Here is a 16,050-nt window from a genome sequence, read left to right as displayed (position 1 = left end):
AGGTTGACAAATATACATCATAAATCCTTACAGACTACAATCCTAAAACTTTTTGTCCAATTTTAATATCCGGATAGTCGATATCCGCCCCTAAAAGCATTTTGAGTTCCGAAGAAGATTTATCCGGATTTGCACGAATAACATCAAGGATACGATCCAGTTTCTCTTGATCAATTAATTCCGTTGCTTCGACCTCCGTACCCACAAAATTAATCAAATGCCCATAGATTGTACCAGCGACCATCCCGCGTTTGCTCGCAATATCTGCAATTGTCATTCCCTCTTTAAACATTTCCAAAGAAATATCTTTGGTATCCAATTTCTTGGCTCCCTCCTCATCGGCACTTTGCGCTGCCAGCACCTCTTTTTCTTTTGTTTTGACCTGAGCGGCTACATCAAGCATCGCTGTTTGAAAATCCTCTTTTTTGGATAAAGTTTCTGCAATAATTAGACAATGCTGCAACTGTTCGCGTTTCCTTTTGTAATCCAGTAATATCGCTTTTAGTTCATCAACATATTTCTTTGTCCGCTTACGAATCTGGTACTCTTCAATGTGCTTTGTCAAAGCTTCAATAAGATCTTTATCCATCCTTGGCAAAAACCAGTTAACTGCGGCAGTAGAACGTTCGCAAATTAGATTGTAATCAATCGCATCTTTATCCCGAAGTAAATCATAAAGGACAGCAATAAATTTATGGGCTACTTTTTCCTGTCCCTGGAGCTGTTTCACCACTTCTTGAAAAAATTGAATTGCTTTCTCCTTGCCATCAATATTTCGCTCTTCCATTGATTTAAGCAGTTCCGTGGTCTCCGCTAGCAGTCCATCCCATCGAAAACCATTCATCAGAATTTGCCCTAGATAATTTCGCTGACACTGCTCCAACACTTCATTAATATTGGACTGGGACTGTGCCCGTTGCGCAAACTCCACTACCTGATAATCTGTGCGAATGGCATAAGACGGAATAATAGATTTAAGTACAAGGCCATCCAGGCTTGTCAGACGACTTAAGGCAACATATACCTGACCTGCAGCAAAAGAAGTACCTGCATCTATAATCGCTTTGTCAAAGGTCAGCCCCTGGCTTTTATGGATAGTGATTGCCCAAGCTAAACGTAATGGAAATTGCGAAAACGTACCAAGAACCTCTTCTTTAATTTGATCCTGTCCCTTATCATAGTTGTAACGGATATTTTCCCAGGTTTCTCTCTTGACTGTCACCTCATCAGAACCATCAGGAAAAGTGACGGTTACTGTCCCTTGTATTGTATCAATATGTTTTACCGTACCGATCTTACCATTGTAATACTTTCGCTCATCACCGGAATCATTTCGGATAAACATCACCTGCGCCCCTATTTTTAATGATAGTGTTTCTTCGGCAGGATAAGATCCTTGTGCAAAGTCATCCTTCACAACAGCTTTTAGGTTGAGCATCTTTCCAGATAATGAAGCCAGTTTTGCACTGTTGATCTCATCCGCATTCCTATTATGGGAGGTCAATGTAATATATTGCTCCTCCTCCTTTGGAACGAAATCCTTTTGGTAATAGCTATTTAAGGTTGCCAGCATCTCATTGGTACATTGATTATTCCGTATCGCGTTCAAGATCGAAATAAATCCCTCATCCTGCTGACGATAGATTTTATTAAGCTCCAGCATCACCAAAGGACTATCCCTTAAGATTTTTGCATTGAAGAAAAAAACAGAAGAATAATGATCGCGGAGAATATTCCATTCTGCATCTTTGACCACCGGCGGCAATTGGTATAAATCTCCAATAAATAATACCTGCAAACCACCAAACGGACGCATATCGCGGCGAACGGACTGCAGGATCACATTAATCGCATCCAAGGTATCGGCCCGCACCATCGAAACCTCATCAATAACCAATAGCTCCAGTTCCTGCAAGATCGCCCGCCGTTGTTTCGTTAGCTTTATTGTACTGAATAACCGGGATTTATTGTAAATATGGCTATCCTGCTCGTCCCAGCGCAACTCATAGTCTTCAACAAAAGTTCCAAAAGGAAGCCAAAACAAAGAGTGTAAAGTCGTACCGCCCGCATTCATGGCAGCTACTCCGGTTGGCGCAGTAATTGCCATTTTCTTATAGCTATGTTCACGAATATATTTCAAGAAAGTCGTCTTGCCCGTGCCTGCTTTTCCTGTAATAAATACATTCTGATTGGTTTGGTTAACAAATGCTACAGCTTGCATAAACGCTGTATTTTCGCGATCGACTTGAAAATTTGACATATCCTGAAATTAGATTGATCACAAAACTAAGGATTTCATTTTGAAAACATATCCTACCGATCGATTGTATATTTTATAAAAAAACATATTTTATTAATGATTTTAGTAAAGCTAAAACGGTTAACTAAAAATATTAATGATTTTTTTCTATATTTAGCTGCTGAATTAATGATCAATAAATTTTTAGAAATTTTATAAGATGGCTATAGATAAAACCGCATTATTTGAAAAAGTGCAAGAGATGTTGACATCCAAAGGGTTCAACATTGAAAAGTCGGATGCAGCACGCCCTTGGGGCGGCTTTTTTGTCATCGACGAATCCCAGGCACAAGAGTTCGCAAACGAGTATTTTGGCGGATTAGACGTTCAGGAATTAAGAATTTCAGGAAAATTAAGTCCAAAAATTCTAATCGTTGCTCCAGAGAAGAGACTTTCTTGGCAGTATCACCACCGCCGTGCCGAAATCTGGCGTGTTATTCAGGGCAATGTAGGCGTTATGGTTTCCGATACAGATGAGGAGTCCGTGGTATCTACTTTAAGAGAAGGTGAAACAATTAGATTACGTCAGGGACAACGTCACCGTCTTATTGGCCTGGATGGTTTTGGTATTTTAGCTGAAATTTGGCAGCATACTGATGCGAACAACCCTTCAGACGAAGACGATATTGTACGCGTTCAAGACGATTTTGGAAGATAGAAGGTTCTTCAACGATGCCCTCAAAGATTTCCAGTACTAAATTGGAAATCTTTGTTTTTTATGAAATCCACAACCTACCTCGCTTATCCTAGATTCTCCACTATTCTCTTACAAATCTTGGCATATTATACATTAACGACTTATCTCTCGTTAACTTGCCACTTGTTATTTTCAATCTCTCGCGTCCATTTGACCATTAATTAACCTCATGATGATTTCATTCTAATAAATTTAGCGATCGCAATCTTAATTTTTATTATTTTAGTGTAGTATAATAATATAGCACATAATGAGCAACAACGAAAACCAAAGAAGTTCCGGAATCTTAAACAGTCTTAAAAGATTAATTTTCGAAGATGATCAGACAAGCTCTGCTCCCCAATCTCCGGCTCCTGCTGCTCCGACACAAGAAAAATTAAGCAATCCTAAGCCAACATATAATTCGGTAGCACAACCGGTAGCAAGCGGCAAGACTCCACCTCCTATTCCCATTACAGCCAACGATGGTTCCACCGACCTCAAAGAAATGAAGCTAAAGGTATACGCCATCCTCGAAAAACTAAACGAACAAGGAGTCGATTTTTTTGAAGTCTGGAATGCTGCTGCCGCAATGGGCAAAGTAGAAGAAAACACGTTAAAGGCCGCATATACCTCGCTTAAGTTTGTCGATAGTTCTTTATCAAAGGAAAAACTTGTCGCAACTGGCACAAATTATGCTAATAAGCTTAAAGCAACAATAGCCAAAGAATCGGAACAGAAACAGGAAGAGAAGAGAAGGACAGAACAGGACCGAAGCATGGAGATCGCAAATTTGAACAGTGAAATTAAAGCATTAACTGAAAATATAAACAAATTGCAGGATGATCTACAGAAAAAGCAAACGGCTCTGGGGCAGATTAATGAAAAGTACGAGCCAAAAATTAAAGAAATCGAACAAAAAATAACAATAGGCAACGCTGCTGTTGACGAGGTCATTACCGAAATAAACAACGCTTTGCATATGATTAATCAATCAATTACATAACTATAAATCAATGGAAAGAAAAGATCAATACATCAATATTCCTGCTGAGATAAAAACACAACTCCCTATATTTCAAGTATTGGGAGATCATTTACCTGCACAATTGAAGTCTCCGGAGGCAAAAAAAACGGTTTCCACAATTTTCTTTTGGGCACTGATACTGGGTGGCGCCTTTGCTTTCTTCAAATATCTCCCCATTATGCTCGAATATGCTGGGAAGAGCATTTTATTTGTAATCTTCAGTATTATTCTGATTACCTTACTGCTTCTAGCGCCAAAAATCATCGCTTTGCTACACCGTCTAGGTACAGTACTACTTTTTAAAGGCGAAAAGTCAATTATTAGAAATAACCCGATCGAGACTTTACAATTGCTGTCCCGCGATGCCAAAGATACTTTAAAACGTGTAAAGGAGAAGATCAGTAATGTAGACGGTGTTCGCATCGATATGATTCAAAGTGGTGAAACAGCTCAAAAAACTGCGGAAGAAAAGTATACTTATGCAAAAAGGTTTACTGCCGAAGCAGCCAATCTCGATGAAAAATCCAAGGAAGAAGCCAGTAAAAATAATGCGGAGAAAGCCAATGCATACGCTAGAGATGCGAAGGAGACACGTACTAAAGCTTTCTTACTAGGTAAAGAAGGAGAATCTGAAGAGCAAAATGCACGTAGCTATGTACAATATGCCAATCAGTTTGCGAAAGTACTGGAAGTCCTTAAAGACAATGAAAGTGCAGCACGTATTTATGTAAGTACATTAGATAGCAGCATTTCTATTATTTCCAAAAAGTTAGAAGCAACGCAAAAAATGAAAAATGCAACGGATGGGCTTGCCGATGTATTTAATATCAAAGATGGATGGGCTTTTCAGGAAGCCATGAATGCCGCGACAGGTGCTATCAGTCAAAACATCGCATCGATTAGATCCAATTTGGATTTCTTGGATCAAAACAATAATATCACAGTCGGAGGCGCCCCTTCGCAGGGAGAACTGGAGGAATTTATAAGAAAAGTTGACGAACGTAACTTAAAAGTTCTCAACGTCACACAAATGTCCGACGCGAGTTACGAACTTAAACCCGAAGAAAAAATCGACAAGGGCTTTACATTATTAGATTAATTAACAAAACAATATCCTATTATTCAAAATTATGGAAGAGAAATCGACATGGGCTAGATTAAGATGGCCTATAAAAGCAATTATTATCGCTGCACCTATCCTTGCCATCGGCTACTGGGCTATGCAATCAGGCAAATTCGACGCGAACCCAACTGTCAATAAAGTAGATTCAACAAGCATCAATGTTGCCGGCCCCGCAACTTCAGGTTCGGAAAATACCCGCTCATTCAATTATCAGCCCGAAAAACCGGTTGATGGAGAATATAAGGGAGTTGTAGAAGTTGGTGCTTCAGGATTCAATTCCTTTGTTGTCAATATGGATAAAGAAAATCGATGGGAGATTATTTCCAAAGATTTCGGCAAATCCTTTGCATATGAGGGTTTGGCCAATACCGAAGATATCCGCAAGGGATTAAAGGACTATATTGGCATGATGCTCGATAAAGGTGTAAAATCCAAAAATATACACTTCGTTATCAGTTCAGGAGCACAAAAGGAACCTAAAACGACTGTAATTAGTTCAGAACTTAGAAAAATGGGCTTCGTGGTGAATTTAGTTACAGCTGAACAAGAAGGAAAACTGGCTCTTAAATCTGTTCTTCCTAAGGCTTATGATGAAAACTCCTTTGTCGTCGATATCGGCTCCGGAAACACTAAGATTTCCTGGATTGATGGCGATACCAAATCCGTTGAAGCACCCGGCGCTAAATATTATGAAAAAGATTTAAAAGACGATGCTGTTTATGCTGAAGTGAAAAAGTTAGGGGATAAAATACCAGCTGCAAAAAGAGAAGTCTGCTTTATCATTGGTGGTGTTCCTTTCGAATTAGCCTCTCAAACTCGTCAGGGAGAAGAACGGTTTACTGTATTGAACGATCCTGCTTCTTATAAAGCCGACAAAATAAAAACCAAAAGTGGTGTCAACATCTACAAAGCAATTAAAGATGCCACCAACTGCGATACCTTTGTATTTGACTGGGACGCAAACTTTACAATCGGTTTTCTGCTTTCGTTAAATAAATAAGAATACTTTACAGCCACAAAAAGAGCTGTACCTTGAAAAAGGCACAGCTCTTTTTGTATCACAATTACAAACTTTAGCCCATCAAGCTCAAAAGATATAATACGAAAAGAATCAGCAGGATCAGGAATACTATTTTCCAGACACTGTATGGCCTTTGTCCATAAACTTTGCCATTGAAAGCATTCACCATAATTTGATAACTCTTACCTTTATACTGATAAGCTGAAAGCCAGACCGGCAACAGAATATATTTCAATTTGATTGATTTAAAATCGCTATCAATGGAATTAATGTCCTGTGTATCCCCACCGATATCGTCTTCTACCTGTCGTACAATTTCACGATCCATAATAGCGCGGGCAGTTCCAGCGGCCACGACGTGATCAACACTGAAAGTTTCAGCGATAAAACCACTTAGATACTGTTCATTGAACGGCTTCAGGTAATCGAGGTTCCAAGGCCCGATTTTGTCCGAAAACTTTTCGGGTAGCGAAGCTGATCCGGAGATAACGATATCCCTAAATCGACTATAGATGCTTCCCGAAGCGGGATACCAATTCGTACGGCGCTCTTCATATTCCTCGGTTTCGCCTTCAGCATTACGCCTTGTCCGCGTCACATAATAATATTCGCCCCGGGATCCTTGATAAGCAGAATATACATCCGAATCGTATGACCAAAAGGGGATATATACACCTTTCAGACGATCGTTCCGTGTATTAAAGATTCTTTTAAAATCATTTGGAGCAAACCAGACTTTTCCTGCCCATTGGGCTAATAAGCCAAATGCCTGCTTATAATCCACCATAAAAGGCACAAGTCCATGGGGCTTAACGATACGTCTCTGCTGATGATCAATTACCAATGGCGAAGCACAGAATGCACAAACATCCGCTGTGATATTCGGGTTCAATCTCGAATTAGCCCCACAGTTATTACAATGGACCACCTCCGCTACATAGCTATAACGTTCATCTGCCACATCATCCATCGCCTTACCAAAAACTTTATAATCCGTTGCTTCAATTTCGCCGTCTTCCGGCATGTTGTCAGCAATTTCATTTTTGGTACCACAATACGAACATTCCAGGTAGGAAGTTCCGGGTTGGTATGTCAAAACAGCACCACAACCCTGGCATTTTAACCCCCGCTCTATTTCGGAGGTCTTCTCTTCAAAACTCATACGCGTGATAGCACTTAGATCTCTAAACTCCAGGAATAGGCGGCGGAGTTTGCGAAAACAAATCTTTCAGTTCAACGATTTTGTTAGCTTCCGTCCAGTTATCAAGTCCTTCCTTCCATACTAATGTTGAAGTGGTCAATGTACCATTACGTTGTAATCCACGCAATTGCTCCTGATCAAAAGGTCCTTCCTGTTTCCCCTTTATAGCTAGATAATAAGCAACTGCCTTAGGCAATGGCGGCGGTCCTGCTGACCCTGCTGCAACAGCTCCTGCACCAGCAGGATTATTTCCGTCAAAATTGTGCTGTTGAAACACATTGCCCATCTGACCAACCATCCCCGCACCCAAACCTGCACCAAAACCGGCGCCAACAATACCCCCGCTGCTAGGATTTTCCGCAGCTTTTTCCATAGCATTGGCCGCTTGAAATTGCGCATATGCCCCCAGGTTTCCAACCACGCCCATGCTACTTCTTTTATCCAGTGCTTTTTCAACTTCTTCCGGAAATGAGATATTCTCAATCAAAAATTTGGTCAGGCTCAATCCGATCTCCTCAAAATCTCCCGTGATCTTTTGCTGGATCAGTGCGGAAACCTCATCGTAGTTGGATGCTAAATCCAATGCTGGAATTTTAGACTCTGCTATGGCATCCATTCCTCTAGACACCGCAATATTGCGCAATTGCTCGGTAATATCATCTACGGTAAATACCGGAGTCGTCGCCACCAGCTGTTTCATAAATACAGGAACATCTTTCACCTGAAAGGAGAAATTTCCAAATGCACGGAGCCGTATGGGTCCAAATTCAGGATCGCGTAACATGATCGGGTTTTTAGTCCCCCAACGTTGATTGACAAACTGGCGAAGGTTGACAAAATAAACATCAGCCTTAAAAGGACTGTTAAAGCCATATTTCCACCCCCTAATGGTCGTCATAATCGGCATGTTCTGCGTTGTCAATTCATATCTTCCGGGTTGAAATACATCGGCAACCATTCCCTCATTTAAAAATACCGCCGCCTGTCCCTCCCGCACTGTAAGTTGCGCTCCCATTTTAATCTCATTCTGATACCGTGGGAACTTCCATACAATCGTATCCGTACTATTATCGACCCATTCGATAATGTCAATAAATTCATTTCTGATTTTATCAAATAACCCCATAAATTTTTCTCTTTACAATTACTTACACTAAATGTAAACATTTCCGCTCAAACCAACAATTTTCCAAATCAAACCACAATCTGTCCATATCTAAAAAATTTAGTCTTTTAACTACTTATCATAGTTTATTTTTTATATTTTTGTTAGCTAAGTTCTACATAAATTTATGAGTACATATAACGAAGACAGTATTAGGTCCCTGGATTGGAAAGAGCATATCCGCCTTCGTCCGGGAATGTACATAGGAAAGTTAGGGGACGGTTCGGCCTACGATGATGGCATCTATGTTTTATTGAAAGAGGTCGTTGACAACTCGATTGACGAATTTGTAATGGGTGCCGGTAAAACCATTGATATTACTGTAAACGAAAACAAAGTTTCGGTACGTGATTATGGTCGTGGAATCCCAATCGGCTCTGTCGTAGATGTAGTTTCCAAAATTAATACCGGTGGTAAATACGACAGCAAGGCCTTCCAAAAATCCGTGGGATTAAATGGTGTGGGTACAAAAGCAGTCAATGCGTTATCCAGTCAGTTTACAGTACAATCTTACCGCCAAAATATAACACGTATTGCACAGTTCGCTAAAGGCGAATTGATCAGTGACGAACAAAAAGATACTACCCAGCGTAATGGTACATCAGTAACATTCTATCCAGATGATTCTATTTTCAGAAATTACAAATATCGTTCGGAATTTGTAGAGAATATGATCTGGAACTATGTTTTTCTAAACTCAGGTCTTACGATCAACTTCAATGGCCAACGGTTTGTTTCTGAGAATGGCTTAAAAGATCTATTAGAGAGGAATATTGATGCCGAATCCATGCGCTATCCGATCATCCACCTGCGTGGTGATGATATCGAGATTGCAATGACCCACGGTCAACAATATGGAGAAGAATACTATTCTTTTGTCAACGGCCAACATACTACTCAGGGCGGGACACATCAGGCAGCCTTCCGTGAAGCAATTGTCAAAACAATCCGCGAGTTCTACAAAAAAGAATTTGACGCTTCTGACATTCGATCTTCAATTATCGGGGCGATAGCCATCAAGGTACAGGAACCGGTTTTCGAGTCCCAAACAAAAACAAAATTGGGTTCTCAGAGCGTCGGACCAGAAGGCCCGACCGTAAGAGGTTTCATTAATGACTTTGTCAAAAAAGCATTGGATGATTATCTGCATAAAAATCCAAGTACAGCAGATGCGCTTCAAAAACGTATTCTTCAATCTGAAAGAGAGCGTAAGGATATTGCTGGGATCAAAAAATTGGCCAATGAAAGAGCTAAAAAAGCATCTTTACACAACCGTAAATTGCGTGACTGTAAGGTCCATTTCAGTGATAAAAATGAACGCAACCAAGAGACAACACTTTTCATAACCGAGGGGGACTCCGCGTCAGGGTCAATTACCAAGTCACGTGATGTACAGACTCAGGCGGTTTTCAGTTTGAAAGGAAAACCATTGAACTCCTATGGCATGTCCAAAAAAATCGTTTATGAGAATGAAGAGTTCAATCTCTTGCAACATGCACTTAATATTGAAGATGGACTCGATGGACTACGGTACAATAATATCGTCATCGCTACCGATGCCGATGTTGATGGAATGCACATCCGTCTTCTATTATTAACGTTTTTCCTACAGTTTTTCCCCGATTTGGTCAAAGCGGGTCACGTATCTATCCTCCAGACACCATTATTCCGGGTTAGGAACAAAAAGGAGACGATTTATTGCTACTCCGATGAAGAAAGGCAGAAAGCAATTGCAAAGCTGGGAGCCAAACCTGAGATCACTCGATTTAAAGGTTTAGGTGAAATATCACCTTCCGAGTTTGGCCTATTTATCGGAAAAGATATTCGTCTTGATCCTGTCATTTTATCAAAAGACAATAAGATTCAACAATTATTAGAATACTACATGGGCAAAAATACACCAGATCGACAAAAACATATTGTTGAAAATCTACGTGTAGAAGTAGACCTTGAAGAAGAACTAACAAAAAAAGCGGGTTAATTTAACCCGCTTTTTTGCAGCCTACAACCAATATTTCATGCACAACCAAACCTTAATTCTGATCCAATGTCAAGATGCCGTTGGATTGGTAGCCAATATCTCCAACACCCTGGCCAAATATCAGCTTAATATCGTTACCATGCGAGAGTATGTAGACGAAGAAGCAAATAAATTTTTTGTTCGCGTTGTCTGTAATGGTTTATTTCCTGACCAGGCACAGCTAAGCGATTCGCTGGCTGAAGTACTCCCGCCTTCTGCCCAGATTCAGGTCAACCCCAGTAATCGAAAAAAAATTATTGTCCTTGTCACCAAAGAACATCATTGTCTAGCAGATATTCTAGTTCGACAGCATTTTGAAACCTGGGGGGCTGAAGTACAGGCAGTCATTGGCAATTATGATACATTGAGATCGTTCACGGACAAATTTGATATCCCTTTTCATTGTATTTCACACGAAGGCCTATCTAAAGAAGACTTCGAATCACGACTGATTACGCAAATTAAACAATACGATTTTGACTATATCGTCCTAGCAAAATTTATGCGCATCCTATCACCTATTTTTGTGGCAACATTCGCAAATAGGTTGATCAATATTCATCATTCTTTTCTACCCGCATTTATTGGAGCGAATCCTTACAAGCAGGCGCATTCCCGAGGGGTAAAAATTATTGGGGCTACAGCACATTTTGTCACTGATCAGCTTGATGAAGGACCTATCATCGTCCAGGATATTCGTCACGTCAACCATACCTATACCGTTAAAGATATGGTAACTGCAGGAAAAGAAATTGAAAAAGCAGTTTTAAGCAGAGCGATACGCCTATTAAGCGAAGACCGTGTGATGCTCAACGAGTATAAGACCATCGTATTTGAATAGTGATCACAATCACCACTTTAAACGTATAGTCATTATTTTTTAATCGCGTTATTCTTGATTATTTCGTAAAAGAACTATTAAGAATGACGCACACTTTCCATATCCCTGTATTGGGGTTAGCTTTTTCAATAGACTCAGCCATTAAAGTCGCACAATACGGAATTTCATCCGTGATGTCCATTGTTGATGATGAACTCATCGAGCGTATGCGCTGCTATTACTGCGGGCAATATCAAATCCCCTATCATCCCATCCGTACAACTGACGCTGATTACCGTGCAAATAGAATCACGGCTTATCTTGATCTCGTCCAACAGGTAGTTAATAGACAGATAGATTCCCTAAGATATCAATCCTTTACTGAAAGTTCGGAACTCACCAAATATTTCCAGCTTTTACCGGATTCGCATCCCTCAAAACCGATCTTTCATGCGATGGAAATTGAGACAAACCGTGCGATTAAAACTGCACTACAGGATCTATTGATCAATTACCTAAAACCTGGAGACATTGATGTGAATATTATGTCCAAAGTGGATAAAATAAATTACAGAAATGGTATTGCTTTAGCACAACAGCATTCGGATGCCTTATCTGCCTTACGCGGATTCGCCAACTCCACCTTACACTCCGCAGTCGTTCTATCTGCAGGCATGAACCCACATCTATATGCTTACCTTGCCGAATTACCAGCATTCTTCCCCAAGGATGACGGTAGTTTCGATAAGAAAGTTATATTAAAAGTCAGCGACTTTAGATCATCACTTATCCAGGCAAAATATCTTGCAAAAAGAGGCGTTTGGGTTTCTGAATTCCGCGTAGAATCCGGTTTGAATTGCGGCGGGCATGCTTTCGCGACAGACGGCTTTCTATTGGGGCCCATCCTCGAAGAATTCAAAGAAAAAAAAGAAAGTTTACAAGCCGAACTCTTTGCAATTTATCAGCACTATTGGCTTACACATGGGGTATCGTTGACGGATTCCCCCCAGATCAGATATACTGTTCAAGGAGGCGTGGGTACTGCCATGGAACATCAGTTTTTATTGGATTATTACGAATTCGACGCAGTAGGTTGGGGATCCCCATTTTTAATGGTTCCGGAAGCTACAACTGTAGACAGTGCAACATTAAAAGCACTCGAGCAGGCTGAACAGACAGACTTCTATTGCAGTGGAGCCTCGCCTTTAGGTGTTCCGTTTAATAATTTCAGACCTAGTAGTGCTGAAAAACTACGATTGGAACGTATCCAAAAAGGAAGACCCGGAAGTCCTTGTAAAAAAGAATATCTTGTTTCTAATCGGGAATTTGGAGACAAGCCCCTTTGTACCGCTTCACGTGCCTATCAGTATCAAAAGATTCAAGATCTGCAACAACAACAACAACTTAGCGCAGAAGAATATAGCAAAGCATTCGATAGCATCACCGAAAAAACCTGTCTCTGTGAGGGACTAGCAGCTCCCGCTTACCTCAAATATGGCATCCAACAAAAAAAAGAGCAAACAGCGGTCTCCATTTGTCCTGGGCCAAATCTGTACTGGTTTAAAAAACAATATTCTTTAAAGCAGATGATTGATCACATCTATGGTCGGGTATCACTATTGGAGCATTCTGATCGGCCATTTGTGCTGATCAACGAATTAAACCTGTATATCGATCATATCCAAAAATATGTGAGTGACAATAAAGACAAACTCAACGACAAGAAAGTAAAATATGTCGCTAAATTCAAGGCACAATTACAGGCAGGGATAGAATACTATCATACATTACAGGATCAGTTCTCTTATTTTCCTAAAAACACAATAAAAGCTATACCCTTACAGCTGGAACTTGCTAGCATCCGTTTAAAAAATATCGATATTTAGGTAGGCCAAATTGAGGGGATCCTAAAAAAACGCGGCAGGTTAAACCTGCCGCGTTTATGTTATTATGTACCTGCCTTTATCAAATAGTAAGGTCTACTTTGCAATTTTGCGAAATTTCCCAAAAACACCCAATGGTAGTTTTGGTCCTGCGGTAGCTTGTAAAAAAAGCTCACCAATTTCCAAATTCTCTACTTTCGGAAAGGCTGTTTTTATCAGATTCTCCACAATAACCGAAGAAAAACCCAATGAATAGGTATTTAAGATCAAGAAATGCTCTTTAGGATCCAATAACTGAACAACCTCAGTCATCATCTCCATAATATGATCTTCAAGCTTCCATTTCTCCCCTTTTGGTCCATGCCCGTATGCCGGTGGATCCAAAATAATACCATTGTATGTATTTCCGCGTTTAAGCTCACGCTTGACGAACTTCAACGCATCCTCAACTACCCAACGAATATTATCCAGATTGGAGATCTCCATATTTTCATTGGCCCAGGTCACTACCTGCTTGATAGAATCCACATGTGTTGTGTCTGCTCCTGCGGCCTTCGCTATTAAAGAAGCGCCACCTGTATATGCAAAAAGATTTAAAACTTTAGGTTTTTCAGTCTTGAAGGAACGGACAGACTCCGAAATATAATCCCAATTAACAGCCTGTTCAGGAAATATTCCGACATGTTTAAATGAGGTAAGCCCCAATCTAAATTTGATTGCTACATCATCGTTTTTATATTGGATATGCCAACGGTCCTGAATTTTCGGATTTTTTTTCAGCCATTCTCCCGAAGTAGCCGAACGTCCTTTGAATTTGATATGATAATGTTTGTTCCATTCTGCATCGCTCAAAGCCTTGGGCCATACTGCCTGCGGTTCAGGTCTGATTAATATCAGGTCGCCAAAACGTTCTAATTTTTCAAAATCACCACAGTCAATGAGTTCATAATCTTCCCAATGTCGTGGGGTCAATAGTTGTATATTTGTAGTTGCCAAGATCAAAATTTTCCGACAAAACTAAGCTAAATTTCTTGCATATTGAAATTTACCACCCTACATCCTCCTTAAAGACATACATCACACTAAGAAACCGCATAAAAAACTCATATGAAACAACATGGGGATCTTATAGAAAAACAACGGCAGCCAATCTCTTAGTGTCGGCACACATCATTTCTACCCTATTGCCCCATAGAGGCCTTGGCGCTTTTCATCAATGGGCTTGCAAACACGAAATTATTTAATTCTTCGACATCTGACCGCATCATATCCTTATTGGACCCCTCCCAAAATTTTTGGCCTTTGTATAAGAACAGAATATATTCCCCAATCCCCATAACAGAATTCATATCGTGGGTTACAACGACGGTAGTGCAGTTCAATTCCTGCGTAATTTTAAGAACCAATTCATCAATAACAATAGAGGTTTCCGGATCTAAGCCTGAATTGGGTTCATCACAAAAAAGGTATTTGGGATTCATGCTGATTGCGCGTGCGATACCTACACGTTTTTTCATCCCACCGGATAATTCCGCTGGAAATAACTTGTTTCGTCCCTCCAAATTCACTTGCTCCAAACAATGATTTGCACGGTCTAACTTCTCCGATTTAGACATATCCGTAAACATGTCCAGGGAAAACATAATATTCTGTTCAACCGTCATTGAATCAAACAACGCTGAATTTTGGAACAGCATGCCGATTTCTTTCCGGATCGGGACGCGTTCCTCAAAATTCATCCGTGTGAAATCCGTTTGATCAAACAGTACCTTTCCCTTTTCCGGATGATGTAACCCGACGATGCACTTAAGCAAAGTACTTTTTCCAGAACCAGATCCGCCAATAATTAGACTCACTTTTCCCGGTTCGAAACTCGCACTGATCCCTTTTAGAACATGATTGTCACCAAAGGATTTATTAATATTTTCGATTTGAATCATAGAATCTCTTTAAAGCATTAATGCTGTAATGACATAATCGGCAGCTAGAATGGTAATACATCCCACCACAACAGCTTCTGTACTTGCCTGGCCCACTTCAAGCGCGCCCCCCTTCACTTTATACCCTTTATATGCCGATACCGAAGTAATGATAAAACCAAACACGACCGCTTTTACAAGCGCTACAGTGACCGTAAAACCATTAAAATTATCCTGAATACCCAAAATATAATCTGCAGGCGTTACTGCTCCGGAAAGGGAACCGCCCAATAGCCCTCCTACTAATGCGCAGACAATAGCGATAATAACTAACATCGGTATCATCGTCACGCCAGCCAATATTTTGGGTAATATCAGATATCCAGGTGCATTAATACCCATAATCTCTAAGGCATCAATCTGTTCTGTTACCCGCATGGAGCCAATTTGAGAGGAAATGGATGAACCGATTTTCCCCATCAATACCAACCCCGAAATGGTAGGCCCTAACTCTAGAATATTTGAATCTCTATTAATAGAACCAATAATCGAATTGGGAATAAGGTCGGAAACCATCTGAAAAGCAATCTGCATCGTCATTACCGCTCCAATAAAAGTCGAAATAATCACAATAAGTCCCAGCGAACCTATCCCGATATCTGTCATGGCCAATAAGGTTTCTTTCCAATAAATCTGTCCTTTCTCAGGTTTTTTAAAGACTGACTTCAGGAGTATAAGATATGCACCAATGTGATGAAAAATCATATTATCAATTTAAATTCCACGTATTATACATTCCAAACGTCATGTTTTGCCCATGTATCCACTAAAGGTAATTAATTCCAACAAATATATAAACAAGCAGAATCCCAAAAAGTGGGAGAAAAACGAAATTA

Annotated in this window: 13 protein-coding genes; 7 read left to right on the top strand and 6 right to left on the bottom strand. The window is 40.2% G+C overall.

All coding sequences use genetic code 11. The features are described from left to right. Positions 1-34: 34 nt before the first annotated feature. A complete protein-coding gene (locus ABDW32_RS16270) occupies positions 35-2,260 on the bottom strand; it encodes a helix-turn-helix domain-containing protein (protein ID WP_343564246.1) in 2,226 nt (741 codons plus the stop codon). Positions 2,261-2,459: 199 nt separating this feature from the next. Here ABDW32_RS16270 and ABDW32_RS16265 point away from each other — a divergent pair, with 199 nt between their 5' ends. The 4 genes from ABDW32_RS16265 to ABDW32_RS16250 all read left to right on the top strand — a co-directional run bounded on the left by ABDW32_RS16265 (position 2,460) and on the right by ABDW32_RS16250 (position 6,125). Continuing rightward, on the top strand, positions 2,460-2,957 hold the full coding sequence (locus ABDW32_RS16265) for a phosphoheptose isomerase (protein WP_343564244.1): 498 nt from the start codon (positions 2,460-2,462) through the stop codon (positions 2,955-2,957). 289 nt (positions 2,958-3,246) lie between these two features. Beyond that, on the top strand, positions 3,247-3,981 hold the full coding sequence (locus tag ABDW32_RS16260; protein WP_343564242.1) for a hypothetical protein: 735 nt from the start codon (positions 3,247-3,249) through the stop codon (positions 3,979-3,981). 10 nt (positions 3,982-3,991) lie between these two features. Then, on the top strand, positions 3,992-5,101 hold the full coding sequence (locus tag ABDW32_RS16255; protein WP_343564240.1) for a hypothetical protein: 1,110 nt from the start codon (positions 3,992-3,994) through the stop codon (positions 5,099-5,101). A 31-nt stretch (positions 5,102-5,132) separates the two neighbouring features. Beyond that, a complete protein-coding gene (locus ABDW32_RS16250) occupies positions 5,133-6,125 on the top strand; it encodes a hypothetical protein (RefSeq protein ID WP_343564238.1) in 993 nt (330 codons plus the stop codon). Positions 6,126-6,198: 73 nt separating this feature from the next. Here the strand turns inward: ABDW32_RS16250 and ABDW32_RS16245 are convergent, their stop codons facing one another. Next, entirely contained in the window at positions 6,199-7,308 is a 1,110-nt protein-coding gene (locus tag ABDW32_RS16245) for a hypothetical protein (protein ID WP_343564235.1), read from the bottom strand. 22 nt (positions 7,309-7,330) lie between these two features. Beyond that, the gene (locus tag ABDW32_RS16240) at positions 7,331-8,473 is read right to left on the bottom strand and encodes an SPFH domain-containing protein (protein ID WP_343564234.1); all 1,143 of its coding nucleotides are present in this window, start codon (positions 8,471-8,473) and stop codon (positions 7,331-7,333) included. A 166-nt stretch (positions 8,474-8,639) separates the two neighbouring features. Here ABDW32_RS16240 and ABDW32_RS16235 point away from each other — a divergent pair, with 166 nt between their 5' ends. The 3 genes from ABDW32_RS16235 to ABDW32_RS16225 all read left to right on the top strand — a co-directional run bounded on the left by ABDW32_RS16235 (position 8,640) and on the right by ABDW32_RS16225 (position 13,238). Then, positions 8,640-10,493 (top strand): DNA topoisomerase IV subunit B, encoded by a 1,854-nt coding sequence (locus ABDW32_RS16235; protein ID WP_343564232.1) that lies wholly within the window; start codon positions 8,640-8,642, stop codon positions 10,491-10,493. Positions 10,494-10,530: 37 nt separating this feature from the next. Continuing rightward, the gene (purU, locus tag ABDW32_RS16230; protein ID WP_343564230.1) at positions 10,531-11,373 is read left to right on the top strand and encodes a formyltetrahydrofolate deformylase; all 843 of its coding nucleotides are present in this window, start codon (positions 10,531-10,533) and stop codon (positions 11,371-11,373) included. An 83-nt stretch (positions 11,374-11,456) separates the two neighbouring features. Next, positions 11,457-13,238, top strand: coding sequence for a hypothetical protein (locus ABDW32_RS16225; protein WP_343564228.1), 1,782 nt, complete (start codon positions 11,457-11,459; stop codon positions 13,236-13,238). A gap of 93 nt (positions 13,239-13,331) precedes the next feature. Here the strand turns inward: ABDW32_RS16225 and ABDW32_RS16220 are convergent, their stop codons facing one another. From ABDW32_RS16220 to ABDW32_RS16210, 3 genes are all read right to left on the bottom strand, one after another. Beyond that, positions 13,332-14,237: a class I SAM-dependent methyltransferase gene (locus ABDW32_RS16220; RefSeq protein ID WP_343564226.1), complete on the bottom strand. Its 906-nt coding sequence runs from the start codon at positions 14,235-14,237 to the stop codon at positions 13,332-13,334. Positions 14,238-14,416: 179 nt separating this feature from the next. Then, a complete protein-coding gene (locus ABDW32_RS16215; protein ID WP_343564224.1) occupies positions 14,417-15,175 on the bottom strand; it encodes an ATP-binding cassette domain-containing protein in 759 nt (252 codons plus the stop codon). Positions 15,176-15,184: 9 nt separating this feature from the next. Beyond that, complete coding sequence (locus ABDW32_RS16210) at positions 15,185-15,919, bottom strand: ABC transporter permease (protein WP_343564222.1); 735 nt, start codon at positions 15,917-15,919, stop codon at positions 15,185-15,187. Positions 15,920-16,050 lie beyond the last annotated feature (131 nt).

This window comes from Sphingobacterium sp., from assembly GCF_039596235.1.
In the GTDB taxonomy this organism is placed as follows: Bacteria; Bacteroidota; Bacteroidia; order Sphingobacteriales; family Sphingobacteriaceae; genus Sphingobacterium.
This window is presented reverse-complemented; position numbering and strand designations above follow the sequence as displayed.

Excerpts from the sequence above, each read along its gene's own strand:
- ABDW32_RS16235 (WP_343564232.1), top strand. The coding sequence starts at position 8,640 with ATGAGTACATATAACGAAGACAGTATTAGGTCCCTGGATTGGAAAGAG.
- ABDW32_RS16245 (WP_343564235.1), bottom strand. The coding sequence starts at position 7,308 with ATGAGTTTTGAAGAGAAGACCTCCGAAATAGAGCGGGGGTTAAAATGC.
- ABDW32_RS16270 (WP_343564246.1), bottom strand. The coding sequence starts at position 2,260 with ATGTCAAATTTTCAAGTCGATCGCGAAAATACAGCGTTTATGCAAGCT.
- ABDW32_RS16240 (WP_343564234.1), bottom strand. The coding sequence starts at position 8,473 with ATGGGGTTATTTGATAAAATCAGAAATGAATTTATTGACATTATCGAA.
- ABDW32_RS16250 (WP_343564238.1), top strand. The coding sequence starts at position 5,133 with ATGGAAGAGAAATCGACATGGGCTAGATTAAGATGGCCTATAAAAGCA.
- purU (WP_343564230.1), top strand. The coding sequence starts at position 10,531 with ATGCACAACCAAACCTTAATTCTGATCCAATGTCAAGATGCCGTTGGA.
- ABDW32_RS16225 (WP_343564228.1), top strand. The coding sequence starts at position 11,457 with ATGACGCACACTTTCCATATCCCTGTATTGGGGTTAGCTTTTTCAATA.
- ABDW32_RS16255 (WP_343564240.1), top strand. The coding sequence starts at position 3,992 with ATGGAAAGAAAAGATCAATACATCAATATTCCTGCTGAGATAAAAACA.
- ABDW32_RS16265 (WP_343564244.1), top strand. The coding sequence starts at position 2,460 with ATGGCTATAGATAAAACCGCATTATTTGAAAAAGTGCAAGAGATGTTG.
- ABDW32_RS16215 (WP_343564224.1), bottom strand. The coding sequence starts at position 15,175 with ATGATTCAAATCGAAAATATTAATAAATCCTTTGGTGACAATCATGTT.
- ABDW32_RS16260 (WP_343564242.1), top strand. The coding sequence starts at position 3,247 with ATGAGCAACAACGAAAACCAAAGAAGTTCCGGAATCTTAAACAGTCTT.
- ABDW32_RS16210 (WP_343564222.1), bottom strand. The coding sequence starts at position 15,919 with ATGATTTTTCATCACATTGGTGCATATCTTATACTCCTGAAGTCAGTC.